We start from the raw sequence: 12,752 nt of genomic DNA on the forward strand, positions 1-12,752 counted from the left end.
GAATTTAACATGTTGAATACAGATGATATTTCTGGAAAGTTTTGGATAGGGCCACCGTGCAGGATTAAACAACTTTGCCCCGCTGCCGATACCCAGTCTTCAGACAATATCCTGCACAGAACAAAGGCCTCCGATGTTTAAACGTATCAAAGTTATAACTCTATTAATCATGGTATTACTCGTACTGGGTGCCATGCAATTGATCTCAGCGGGTGTATTTATCAGCGCCCTTAATAATGACAAAAACAACTTCACGGTTTCTCAGGTTTCCAGCCAGAACGTTTCTGAATTTACCGATGCCTGGATCAGCCTGAACCAGGCGCGCGTGACGCTGAACCGCGGCATGCTGCGTCTGCAAAGCAGCACCGCCAGCCAGATTAATGGTGGGCAACTCAGCGAGCTGGCTAACAATGCCACCGCACTGCTGAACTCCGCACAGAAGCATTTCGATAAGTACAAAACAATTCCGGAAACGCCAGGGCTTGATAAGAACCTGTCGCAGGATCTGGAAACCCAATACGGTGTCTACCACGCCACGCTGACTGAAATGAATCGCCTGCTGTTAGCCGGTAAGCTGGAAGATATGTTCCGTCAGAATGCGGAATCGAAACAGGTAGCCATGCAGAAAAGCTATCGTGCATGGCGCGATGCGCAAACGCAGCTCGCCAACGAAGGCGTGGCGCAAAATGAGCGCGATTACGTGCGCATTATGTGGATCCTCGGCACCGTGATGGTCGTGGTGCTGATGGTGATCGTGATGAGCTGGATGGCGATGCAGCGTGTACTGCTGAAACCGCTACATGAAATTATGGCCCACATTCGTCATATTGCTGGCGGCGATTTGACGCACAGCATTAACGCGGAAGGTAAAAACGAGATGGCGCTGCTGGCGCAAAACGTGCAGGAGATGCAGCAGTCACTGGTGCAGACCGTCAGTGTAGTGCGTGACGGCGCGGACACCATTTATACCGGTGCCGGTGAAATCTCAGCGGGCAGCAATGATCTCTCCTCCCGTACGGAACAGCAGGCGGCATCGCTGGAAGAGACCGCAGCCAGCATGGAACAGTTGACCGCCACGGTGAAACAGAACGCAGACAACGCGCGTCAGGCAACACAACTGGCGTTAACGGCCTCCGGTACTGCGAAGAAAGGCGGTGAAGTGGTTGACGGCGTGGTACGTACGATGGACGAAATCGCGACCAGCTCCAGTAAAATCGCCCAGATCACCAACGTGATCGACGGTATTGCCTTCCAGACCAACATCCTGGCGCTGAACGCGGCCGTTGAAGCGGCCCGTGCGGGTGAACAGGGTCGTGGCTTCGCGGTGGTTGCCGGGGAAGTTCGTACTCTGGCGCAGCGCAGTGCGCAGGCGGCGAAAGAGATCAAGGGACTGATTGAAGACTCTGGTAGCCGTGTTGATGCAGGGGCTGCACTGGTACATGAAGCGGGTGAAACGATGGCGGAAATCGTCAGCGCGGTAACACGAGTAACGGACATTATGGGCGAGATCTCCTCCGCATCTGATGAGCAGAGCCGTGGCATTGACCAGGTTGGCCAGGCCGTTGCAGAGATGGATCGTGTTACCCAGCAGAACGCCTCGCTGGTTGAAGAGTCTGCTGCTGCTGCCGCGGCGCTGGAAGAGCAGGCAGCCCGCCTGAACGAAACCGTGGCGGTGTTTAAAGTGAATCGCTCTCGTAACGCGAAAACCACGCTGCTGCGACCGCAGGAGAGCAAACCGAAAGCGAAAGCGGCAGAAGGGTTTAGCGAGGCAAATTGGGAAACATTCTGATCCCTGCTTATTCCCTTTGTATTAACCCGGCCTTGTGCCGGGTTTTTTATTTTACCCCGTCAATTCATTTTCATTATTAATATATTAAACAAACATATTCTTTATGATTATTTATTTTATTTCAGCTTTGCCGCTTATGGCGAATTAATTAATTATTCGTGCTTTGTGAAGTAAATAATTAAACGATATGGCCGATAACGGGGAGGTGAAAGTCAATGGACGTTAATAAAAGGGAATAAATATGTTTAAAAGAATAAAGGTGATGTATTTGCTGGTCATGGTGCTGGCCAGTCTGGGTACGCTTCAATTTCTTACTTTAGGTTTATCAATCAGTGCGCTGAATAATGATAAACAGAATTTTATGATATCGAAGGCAATGAATGGCAATGTCATTTCATTTACGGATGCCTGGATAAAGGTGAACCTGGCGCGGGTGGACATTAACCGCGGCCTGCTCCGGTTACAAAGTACGGATGACAGTCAATTAGATGATGCGAGTCTCGAGGAACTGCATAATTCGGCGTCGCTCCTGCTTCAGGAATCTGACCAACATTTTCGCCATTTTACCTCTCTGGAAGAAACACCGGGTATGGATCCTGCCTTATCCCGCAATATGGAAAAGGCGTTTGAGCGTTATTTTTCCTCGCTCACTGAAATGAACCGACTGCTGGTAAAAGGTGATGTGGCTGGCATGTTGCATCAGGGCGCGCAAGAAAAACAAGCGTTGACGCAGCAGCTTTACCAGCAATGGCGTAATGCGGAGGAAAAACTGGCGGCTGCCGGGGTTAAAGAGAATGAGAGCGGCTACCAGCGCATGTTATGGATCATGGCGCTGGTGTTATCGCTGGTGCTGGTTGTGGTGGTTTCAAGCTGGGTGTTTATCAAAGAAGTATTGATAAAACCGCTACGTGTGGTGATGGAGCATATTCGTTATATCGCCGCTGGCGATTTAACCCATGATATTGCCGCCGATGGCGAAAACGAAATTGCGCTGCTGGCAAAAAATGTGCAGGAGATGCAACAGTCGCTGATGAAAACGGTCAGCGAGGTACGCGATGGCGCGAACACTATCTATACCGGCGCTGGCGAAATCTCTGCAGGCAGCAATGACCTCTCTTCCCGAACGGAGCAACAAGCCGCTTCGCTGGAAGAGACCGCCGCCAGTATGGAACAGTTAACCGCAACCGTGAAACGCAATGCTGACAATGCCCGCGAGGCAACGCAACTGGCGCAAAATGCCTCCGGTACGGCTCAAAAAGGGGGACAAGTTGTGGACGACGTGGTGCGCACGATGGACGAAATCGCCACCAGTTCCAGCAAAATCGCTCAGATTACCAACGTGATCGATGGTATTGCCTTCCAGACCAACATCCTGGCGCTGAATGCCGCTGTCGAAGCGGCCCGTGCCGGCGAGCAGGGGCGCGGTTTTGCCGTTGTGGCCGGAGAGGTGCGCACTCTGGCGCAGCGCAGTGCCGAGGCGGCGAAAGAGATCAAAACGTTAATTGAAGACTCCGGGAGCCGTGTGAGTGCGGGTGCGGCGCTGGTGCATGAAGCCGGGGAAACCATGGCGGAAATTGTAAATGCGGTATCGCATGTCACCGATATCATGAGTGAAATTTCTTCCGCATCTGATGAACAGAGTCGCGGCATTGATCAGGTGGCGTTGGCGGTTTCTGAAATGGATCAGGTCACTCAGCAGAATGCCTCGCTGGTTGAGGAATCTGCCGCAGCGGCGGCAGCGCTGGAAGACCAGGCGGCGCGGCTCAATAAGGCGGTTTCGGTGTTTAAAGTAAGCCGCTCGCGCGCATTATCGGTGTTACCAACCGAAAGCCCGCTATCTGCTTTGCCAGGTCAGGCGGATAGCAGCGACAGTAGTTGGGAAAAATTCTGATGTCTCTCTTGCCTGCCGCCACTGCCGATACGAGTAGCGGCAGGTGTGCAGGCAGAGCAGCATGGGTAGCAAACGTTCGCCGCGCCAGCGTTATGCCGTCTCGTTCAGTGGGGTAACGCTGGCTTTTTTCGGCTTCGACAATACGGCCATCACCACGCCTCCCACCAACAACACAATGCCGCCGAGTGTCAGTAACGGTGGCATGCTCTGGCGCAGCAGGAAGGTATAAAGCAGACCGGCGAGGGTTTCAAAGACAATCAGCGGGCCGACTATCACTGTCGGTAACCGCTGACAGGCAATGTTCCAGCACAATGCACCCACCCATGAGCAGAGCACGGCAATCGCAAACATCAGACCGATAAACACCAGCGGGCGTGGACCAAAAGGTAGAACAAAATCGGGCTGCTGATGTGCGAGCCACGCGCCGGCGGCAAAGTAACCGACTAGCGACACCGGCAGTGTGACCAGTGCTTGTGCTGTGGCCCACATCATCGGGTTCTTATTCGGGTTTTCCCGCAGCCAGCGGGCATTACGCAGCGCATACCAGGCCCAGCACGCCACCGAGATAAAGGCCAGCGCTATACCAGAGCCGTACCGCCACCAGCTAAAGTCCGGCAAGCCATGCTGCAGTTCGGCAATATTCACGCAGCCCAGGCCTGACGCAATGCAGACCAGCGCCGGTGCCAGCCGTCGCCATGACAGTTTACCGTCGCGCTGGCTGTACAGCAGGTTGGCGCATATCGGGATCACCACCGGCAGGGTGGCAATAATCATGGTCGACACTGGCGCGCCTGTGCGCTGAATGGCGCTCGCCAGGCAGACGTAATAAATCAGATTGCCCATCATGGTCAGCCCCAATGCAGTGACCCAGTCGCTGCGGGTCAATTGCCGTAGCCGTGCCCGACCCAGCCAGGCCAGCGGCAGCGCAATCAACCCTAATGCCAGATAGCGTCCGGTCGACTGCAATATGGCGGGGTAGTCCGGCACAATCAGCGGCCCGACAAAAATCAGCCCCCATAACAGCCCGGCAAGCAGGGCATACAACACACCACTAATCATCTTTCCGTCCATTTTCCTTGCGTTCAACGTCAGTGTAGGAAAGTGCAGGGGGAGAATATTGTATGAGATTGCGCATTAACGGCGCGTGACCTGTTTTTGGTAACGCACCGGGGTAATGCCGTAACGCCGGGTAAAGGTGCGAGTAAGATGTGACTGGTCGGTTAAACCGGTCACGGCGGCGACATCGGCGGCAGGCATGCCCTGAGTGAGAAAGGCCTTGGCACGCCACAGACGGATGGCCATCAGCATTTGATGCGGAGTGACATGAAAATGTGCCTTAAACTGACGCTGAAAATGATAAGGACTGAGCGCGGCTACGTTCGCCAGCTCATCCAGCGTCAGGCTGTGCATGTAGTTGTCATGCAGGTAGTCGCGTACCCGATCAAAGCGGTGTGCGCCTTCGGGTAATTGCGGCGCATGGTGTGCCAGCGGGCGAAAAGTATCGATCAGATCCAGCAGAATACCTTGTTGCGTCAGCGGGTCGTCGGTATGCCAGAGGTTGTGGATCTGCGTGCAAATCTGGCGGGTGCGCCGGGGATCGTGGCGGGTAACATCGCTGAACCACCACTGGCGGATACCGGTGATCTGTTCCAGCAAATCCGGCTCAAGATAAACCATGCGATAGCGCCAGCCGTCTGCGGTTTCCGCCTCGCCGGTGTGCAGCTCATCAGGATTCATGGTGACAACGGAATTCATCGCCGCGACGTGCTGCGTGCCGCGATAGCGAAAACGTTCGGCTCCGGCTTCGATGGCGCCAATGCCAAACGCTTCATGGGTGTGCGGTTCGAAAGCGTAACGGGAGATATGCGCGTGGTAAAGTTCCACACCCGGCAACAGCGCCAGATGGCGAAAGCGGGCGCAATCTTTCTCATCGTTAAACTGTTCTGGTACACCTTCCACTTGGGTTCCTCCGCGCGGGCCATCTCTCCATTATTAGGGATGGCCCGGCGGGAGGCTACAAAAATTAACCAGTTTGTAACCTTTACAGGATGGCTTTAACGCTATCGGCAATCGGCGTAGTCGGGCGACCAATCAGGGTGCTCAGCGTTTTGCTGTCGTCAAACAGGCCGCCTTTTGCTGCACCGGCGTCGGAATCGGCCAGCAGGTTAGCGAAGCCGTCCGGCAGGCCAACCTCTTTCAACGCGGCGGCAAAATCGGCCTCGCTCAGGTTCTGGTAGACCACCGTTTTGCCACTGGCTTTACTCAGCAGGGCCGCCAGCTCGCTCAACGTCCAGCCATCATCACCGGCCAGTTCATAGACGTTACCTGCATGCCCCTCTTCGCTGATCACGCGCGCTGCAGCAGCGGCATAATCGGCGCGGGTCGCAGAAGCGATTTTCCCATCGCCTGCCGCACCAATAAACACTCCATGCGCCAGCGCTGCAGGGGCGCTGGCAAGGTAGTTCTCGCTGTACCAGCCGTTGCGCAGCAGTGCGTAAGGAATGCCGGATTCCGCCAGCATTTTTTCGGTTTCGACATGTTCAACATGCAGGCCGAGCGGTGATTTATCCGCATGCAGGAGGCTGGTATAGGCAATAAACTTCACCCCGGCCGCTTTGGCGGCAGTGATCACGTTGCGATGCTGGGTGGCGCGTTGGCCGACTTCGCTACTGGAGATCAGCAGCAGTTTGTCGACGCCTGCGAGGGCCTGGGTGAGTGCCGCCTGGTCGCCGTAATCAGCCTGGCGAACGAGCAGACCTTGTTTATTCAGCGTTTCAGCTTTGGCCGGATTACGAACGATAGCGACAATTTCTTTTGCTGCCACGGTTTTCAACACTGCTTCTACCACAAACTGGCCGAGTTGGCCGGTAGCGCCGGTAAGTGCGATCATGAGTATTCTCCTGACGTGTTCGGTAAGTGTTGTGGTAAGCTAACACCTTAACTAACTTTTAGTAAGTACGTACAAAAAGGTAAGTATGAAAACCCCTTCCCGAACGTTAAGTGAACAAGTGCGCGACGGCAATCTGTTCGCCGAACAGTGCCCCTCGCGCGACGTACTGAAACATGTGACCAGCCGCTGGGGCGTGTTGATTCTGGTTGCGCTGCGCGATGGCACCCATCGTTTTAGCGATCTGCGTCGCAAGATGGGCGGCGTCAGTGAAAAGATGTTGTCACAGAGCCTGCAGTGGCTGGAACAGGATGGTTTTATCAACCGCGTGGCTTATCCGGTGGTGCCGCCACATGTGGAGTATAGCCTGACCCCGTCAGGGGAGCAGGTGAGTGAGAAAGTCGCCGCGCTGGCGGACTGGATAGAAGTCAATATTCCGCAGGTGCTGGCACACCATGCGCTGCATGCTGACCGGTCCGTGTAAGCACGTCGCAGTTGCTCGGCTTGCCGGGGGATCAGGCCGGATACGCACCCGCGTTATCCGGCCATTTTCCCTGCAGTTACTGGCTTAAATCGACTTTATAAATAGCGAAACCGATCTCATCATTGCCCACCTTTTCCATTGGGTAGCGGGCTTTCTCTTTGATAAATGCCGCCGCTTTGTCTGTTGGCGCAGTTTCAAAGCGAATATCCAGCTTGCTATGGGTGTGGATGGGAGCCAGTCGCCAGTTGTTATCCGCCGCAGGGTGGATTTCCCCCGCACGTTTTGATTCATCACTAATCCATTTCGCCAGTACCGCGCGGTTTTCATCCGGCGAGGCAAAGGCGATATGGCTGTCGCCGGTACCTGCAAATTTACCGCCGTAGGCGCGGTAATTATTGGTGGCCACCAGGAACTGCGCATTCGGATCGATGGGCTTGCCGTTAAACGTCAGGTTTTTAATACGCTCTGCCTGCGGGTTAATGCTCTGGCACTCACCGTCGTAGCGCGCCGGTTGCGTGACATCAATTTGATAATTCACACCGTCAATAACATCAAAGTTATAGGTACGGAAACCCTCCCAGTTCAGCAGGCTTTGCGGTTTGTCGCTGTTGGGATCAATTTGGTTGAACTGGCCCGCAGAACACTCCAGCCACTCTTTTACCTCTTTTCCGCTCGCTTTGACGACGACCAGCGTGTTGGGGTAAAGGTAAAGATCGGCAGCGTTTCGGAAGGTTAATTGGCCTTTTTCCACTTCCACAAAGCTGGCGGGATCGTTTTTACGGCCACCGGCTTTAAACGGGGCGGCTGCCGACAATACCGGCAGTTTCGCCAGGTCCGGATCGCCCTGAATAAAGTGCTCAACGTAGGCTTTTTGCGCGTTGTTCACCACCTGAACGGTCGGGTCATCCTGTACCAGCGACAGGTAGCTGTACATGTTGTCTGCCGATTTACCGATAGGTTTACCGACAAACTCGCGGGTAGCGTCATGATCGTGTTTCAGTATCGCCACCAGTTTGCTGTCTTCGCCGACCAGCGCTTTTTTCGCTGCTGTGTCATAAATGGGGCGCGCTTCGGCTTTCGAGTCGGTGACCTGCCATTTCCCGGCATCATTATTCAGTACCAGATCGACGACCCCCAGATGATCGCCCCACATGCCAGGCATCACAGAAGGGACGCCATTCAGCGTGCCTTTGCTGATATCGGCGCCTTTAATGGACGCAAACTCCTTGCCGGGGAAAACCGCATGGGCGTGGCCGAAGAGGATGGCATCCACGCCGGGGACTTCACTAAGGTAATAAACAGAGTTTTCCGCCATAGCCTGGTAAGGCTCAGCAGATAACCCGGAGTGCGCCACCACCACGACCAGATCGGCACCTTTGGCACGCATTTCTGGCACATATTTGCGTGCGGTTTCAGTAATGTCGTTAACCGTCACTTTGCCGTTCAGGTTGGCTTTATCCCAGACCATGATTTGTGGCGGCACAAAACCGATATAACCAATGCGTAAGGTGTGCGTCTTGCCGTCTTTATCCTGAACAGCGGTTTCTTTAATCAGATATGGCGTGAATAGCGGCTTTTTGCTTTTGGCATCAATAATATTGGCGTTGACGTAGGGGAATTTCGCCCCCGCCAGCGCACTATGCAGGTAATCAAGGCCGTAGTTGAATTCGTGGTTACCCAAATTACCAACGGCGTAATCCAGCGTATTCATTGCCTTATAAACAGGATGAACCTGCCCGGCTTTCAGCCCTTTTGCCGCCATATAGTCACCGAGCGGGCTGCCCTGGATTAAGTCGCCATTATCGACCAGCACGCTGTTTTTGACTTCCTGGCGGGCGGCGTTGATCAGGCTGGCGGTACGCACCAGGCCAAATTTTTCCGTCGCCGAGTCTTTGTAGTAATCAAAATCCATCATGTTGCTATGCAGATCAGTGGTTTCCAGTATCCGTAAATCCACCGTTGCAGCTTGCACGCTTGCCGCGATCAGCGTGGCAAGAAGCGTTACACTAAACTTAATCATCAGAGGCATCCTTTTTCGATCTGGGCCACAAAAGAAATTGTTATGTACATTTTGTTGCTTACAGAATTGTGAATACTGCCATAAAAGTGAGCGAAGAAAACGCAATCGCTATCACAGATGGCAGATCCGGGCGCAATACGATATAAGTAAAACAACGAGTTACAAACCACTGAACAGACAAGAGGTGGATAATGTTAGATGCAATTTGCCAGCTCGCGCGTGACGCGGGCGACGCCATTATGCAGGTTTACGAGGGGCACAAGCCGATGGATGTCACCAGCAAAGTGGACGACTCCCCCGTGACGGCGGCGGATATTGCGGCGCATGAGGTCATCGTGCGTGGGTTGCAGGCGCTAACACCGGAAATTCCGGTATTGTCGGAAGAAGATCCGCCAGCCTGGGAGATCCGCCAGGCCTGGCAACGCTACTGGCTGGTCGATCCGCTGGATGGCACCAAAGAGTTTATTAAGCGTAACGGCGAATTTACCGTCAATATCGCGCTGATTGAAAACGGTAAACCGGTAATGGGCGTAGTTTACGCGCCGGTGCTGAAGGTGATGTATTTCGCTGGCGGCGGCAAAGCCTGGAAAGATGAGGCGGGCAATCGGCAGGCCATTCAGGTGCGCGATGCGCGGCCGCCGCTGGTGGTAGTGAGTCGATCACATGCGGACGACGAACTGAGGGAGTATTTACACCAGTTGGGCGAGCATCAGACCACCGCGATTGGCTCGTCGCTGAAATTCTGTCTGGTGGCGGAAGGGAAGGCGCAACTCTACCCCCGCTTTGGGCCTACCAACGTCTGGGATACGGCGGCAGGCCATGCAGTGGCGGCAGCTGCCGGGGCCCATGTGCATGACTGGCAGGGGCGCACGCTGGATTACACCCCGCGTGAATCCTTCCTGAACCCCGGCTTCCGCGTCTCTATTTATTAAGCAGCTTGTGCAGCAGGGCGATGACCTGCTGCACCTCTAGCTGGCTCAGGCCGCCATCTTTTGCGTATTCAACCCGTCCCTCTTTATCCAGCACGACAATTGCCGAGCTCTCTTCTTCCAGTTGCCAGGCTTTGCGCGCGACACCGTCGCTATCGACAATAAATTGTGACCACGGATAGAGCTTCTTATTGCTCTCAATGCTGCTGCGCACAAACATGGCGCTGCCGGGAATGGCGTCGTCAGTATTAATGATAGTGGTGGTCTGGTAGCGGTCGTGAGGCAGCCCGGCTGATTTAATCGCTTCTATCAGCGCTGCATTCTTCTCTTTGGCAGAGGTCCGACCGGCAATATGCTGCACAACCCGCACTTTGCCAGGAAGCTGGGCGCTATTCCATTTTTTATAGCTAAACTTGTCGTTATCAAGAATCAATTCCCCTCTGTCGGCTATGCCCACAGGCGGCACGCGTTGGTTGGTTTGGAAATTATGTGCCGAAGCAACCAGCGGCAGTAACAGGCATGTCGCTGCCAGTATCTTACGTAGGGTCATGGTGTTTCCTTGTTGTTATACAGGTGATCCGACCACTTGAGCGGTCGATTTAATCATAAGTGCGATCAATCTGTTTTTCCCGCAATCAGGATGCCAGTTTGCGGGCGAACGCACATATCCGTGAAAAAATGTGGATTTATACTGCGTAGAGAAAAGTGTTGAAAAGAAAATTCTGAATAATTGTCATCAAAAGGTAAATAAAGTTATTCACACTATGTATGAGTGAGGTTCTGAACTATAGTCATTGAGCATTAAATTTGCGCTCATCAACGCTGGTCCGATTGTGGTACCGCAAGGGCGTAATGCTTTACAGGAGATACAAGAATGAAAATTTTCCAGCGTTACAACCCACTTCAGGTGGCCAAGTACGTTAAGATCCTGTTTCGTGGACGGTTGTATATCAAGGACGTTGGGGCTTTCGAGTTCGACAAGGGTAAGATCCTTGTGCCGAAGGTCAAAGACAAGCAGCATTTATCTGTGATGTCTGAAGTTAACCGTCAGGTTTTGCGCTTGCAAACCGAGATGGCGTAATCCGTAGTGCTATGCAGTAGTTCAAGTACGATAAAAAAACGGCCCCGATGGGGCCGTTGATATTTCTGCGCAACGTTACGCTGCGCCTTGCTCTTTCGCATCCGGCAGCTTCGGCGTCAGTACTGCCGCACGCGTATCAACGCGGGTAACCAGCAACTGATCAATCCGGTAGTTATCAATGTCTACCACTTCAAATTTATAGCCAGAGAACTTCACCGCATCGGTGCGCTTCGGGATTTTGCGCAGCATGAACATCATAAATCCGCCGATGGTTTCATAGTTACCAGACTGCGGGAATTCATCGATATCCAGTACACGCATAACGTCGTCAATCGGCGTGCCGCCGTCGATCAGCCATGAGTTTTCATCACGCGCCACGATCATCTCTTCGACCTGGCCGACCAGGTCGCCCATTAGCGTCGTCATCACGTCGTTGAGGGTGATCACACCCACCACCAGCGCGTATTCGTTCATGATAACGGCGAAATCCTCCCCGGCGGTTTTGAAGCTTTCCAGCGCCTCGGAGAGGGTTAAGGTGTCCGGCACGATCAGCGTATTACGGATTTGCACACCGCTATTTAACGCCATACTCTGATTTGCCAGCACGCGGTTCAGCAGATCTTTCGAATCCACATAACCCACAATGTGGTCAATATCATCTTTACAGACGAGGAACTTCGAATGCGGATGTTCGGCGACTTTGTTCTTCAGGCTCTGCTCATCTTCATGCAGATCGAACCAAATCACGTTCTCGCGCGACGTCATCGACGACGGCACAGTGCGTGATTCCAGCTCAAACACGTTCTCAATCAGCTCATGTTCCTGTTTACGCAACACGCCTGCCAGCGCGCCGGCTTCCACCACGGCATAAATATCGTCTGAAGTAATATCGTCTTTGCGCGCCATCGGCAGTTTAAAAATGCGGAAGATGACATTGGCAAGGCCATTAAAGAACCAGACCAGCGGGCGGAAGATAAATAAACAGAAGCGCATCGGGTTGATGATACGCAAAGCCACGGCTTCAGGCGCAATCATACCGATGCGTTTCGGTGTCAGGTCGGCAAACAGGATGAACAACCCGGTCACCAGCGAGAAAGAGATAATGAAACTGAGCTGTTCAGCAAGCTCCGGGGAGACAACGTTGATCAGGATGCTGTGGAAGACCGGTGAGAAGGCCGCGTCGCCGACGATACCGCCAAGGATTGCAACGGCATTAAGACCGATTTGTACCACGGTAAAGAACATACCGGGCGTTTCCTGCATTTTCAGAACACGTTGCGCATTGATGTTGCCTTCATCCGCCAGCAACTTGAGTTTGATTTTTCGCGATGCGGCAAGCGATATCTCCGATAACGAGAAAAACGCACTTACTGCGATCAGACAGAGTATGACTAAGATACTGTTTAACATAATTTATCCAGCTATTAACCGGATCCTCGGAAGGGTTTTTTGAATATCCATGTGGTAAACACACTGAAAGCCTGACCGAAGCGGTGGGCAGGCAATTTCGCCGTTAGTATAGCGTAAGCCTGTTACAGCCTGCCAGAGGTGTAAGCATTATGTTACGGCGATAAAAAAGCACACTTTGTGAGGGGATATAGATGCAGATGCGATTTGCCCGCCGCCAGGCCAAAGGAAGAGAAAACCGATCCACCCCGTGGATCGGTTATT

At 53.4% G+C, this 12,752-nt stretch carries 11 protein-coding genes; 5 read left to right on the forward strand and 6 right to left on the reverse strand.

Features of this window, described 5'->3' with window-relative positions:
• Positions 1-133 precede the first annotated feature (133 nt).
• Complete coding sequence (locus tag RTX30_RS15585; RefSeq protein ID WP_312691069.1) at positions 134-1,789, forward strand: methyl-accepting chemotaxis protein; 1,656 nt, start codon at positions 134-136, stop codon at positions 1,787-1,789.
• Between the two features lie 241 nt (positions 1,790-2,030).
• Positions 2,031-3,680 (forward strand): methyl-accepting chemotaxis protein, encoded by a 1,650-nt coding sequence (locus tag RTX30_RS15590; protein WP_312691070.1) that lies wholly within the window; start codon positions 2,031-2,033, stop codon positions 3,678-3,680.
• A gap of 90 nt (positions 3,681-3,770) precedes the next feature.
• Here the strand turns inward: RTX30_RS15590 and RTX30_RS15595 are convergent, their stop codons facing one another.
• From RTX30_RS15595 to RTX30_RS15605, 3 genes are all read right to left on the reverse strand, one after another.
• Positions 3,771-4,739 carry a DMT family transporter gene (locus RTX30_RS15595; protein ID WP_312691071.1) on the reverse strand — a complete coding sequence of 323 codons (969 nt, stop codon included), beginning with the start codon at positions 4,737-4,739 and terminating at the stop codon, positions 3,771-3,773.
• Positions 4,740-4,814: 75 nt separating this feature from the next.
• Positions 4,815-5,639 (reverse strand): AraC family transcriptional regulator, encoded by an 825-nt coding sequence (locus tag RTX30_RS15600; protein ID WP_312691072.1) that lies wholly within the window; start codon positions 5,637-5,639, stop codon positions 4,815-4,817.
• Between the two features lie 82 nt (positions 5,640-5,721).
• Positions 5,722-6,570, reverse strand: coding sequence for an SDR family oxidoreductase (locus RTX30_RS15605; RefSeq protein WP_312691073.1), 849 nt, complete (start codon positions 6,568-6,570; stop codon positions 5,722-5,724).
• A gap of 85 nt (positions 6,571-6,655) precedes the next feature.
• On the opposite strand from RTX30_RS15605, the gene RTX30_RS15610 reads away from it, so the two are divergent.
• Positions 6,656-7,051: a helix-turn-helix domain-containing protein gene (locus RTX30_RS15610; RefSeq protein ID WP_312691074.1), complete on the forward strand. Its 396-nt coding sequence runs from the start codon at positions 6,656-6,658 to the stop codon at positions 7,049-7,051.
• Positions 7,052-7,127: 76 nt separating this feature from the next.
• Here RTX30_RS15610 and cpdB read toward each other — a convergent pair whose 3' ends face one another.
• On the reverse strand, positions 7,128-9,071 hold the full coding sequence (cpdB, locus tag RTX30_RS15615) for a 2',3'-cyclic-nucleotide 2'-phosphodiesterase (RefSeq protein WP_312691075.1): 1,944 nt from the start codon (positions 9,069-9,071) through the stop codon (positions 7,128-7,130).
• Between the two features lie 191 nt (positions 9,072-9,262).
• On the opposite strand from cpdB, the gene cysQ reads away from it, so the two are divergent.
• On the forward strand, positions 9,263-10,003 hold the full coding sequence (gene cysQ / locus RTX30_RS15620; protein ID WP_312691076.1) for a 3'(2'),5'-bisphosphate nucleotidase CysQ: 741 nt from the start codon (positions 9,263-9,265) through the stop codon (positions 10,001-10,003).
• On the opposite strand, the gene RTX30_RS15625 is transcribed toward cysQ, so the two are convergent.
• A complete protein-coding gene (locus tag RTX30_RS15625) occupies positions 9,993-10,550 on the reverse strand; it encodes a YtfJ family protein (protein WP_312691077.1) in 558 nt (185 codons plus the stop codon). The genes cysQ and RTX30_RS15625 overlap by 11 nt on opposite strands.
• Before the next feature lie 324 nt (positions 10,551-10,874).
• Between RTX30_RS15625 and RTX30_RS15630 the strand changes: the two genes are divergently transcribed.
• On the forward strand, positions 10,875-11,081 hold the full coding sequence (locus RTX30_RS15630; RefSeq protein ID WP_028016471.1) for a DUF1107 domain-containing protein: 207 nt from the start codon (positions 10,875-10,877) through the stop codon (positions 11,079-11,081).
• Positions 11,082-11,156: 75 nt separating this feature from the next.
• On the opposite strand, the gene RTX30_RS15635 is transcribed toward RTX30_RS15630, so the two are convergent.
• Positions 11,157-12,491, reverse strand: a complete 1,335-nt coding sequence (locus RTX30_RS15635; RefSeq protein WP_312691078.1) for a hemolysin family protein — start codon at positions 12,489-12,491, stop codon at positions 11,157-11,159.
• Positions 12,492-12,752: the final 261 nt, after the last annotated feature.

Origin of the sequence: Kosakonia sp. (assembly GCF_032052965.1) — a bacterium.
Taxonomy (GTDB): domain Bacteria; phylum Pseudomonadota; class Gammaproteobacteria; order Enterobacterales; family Enterobacteriaceae; genus Kosakonia.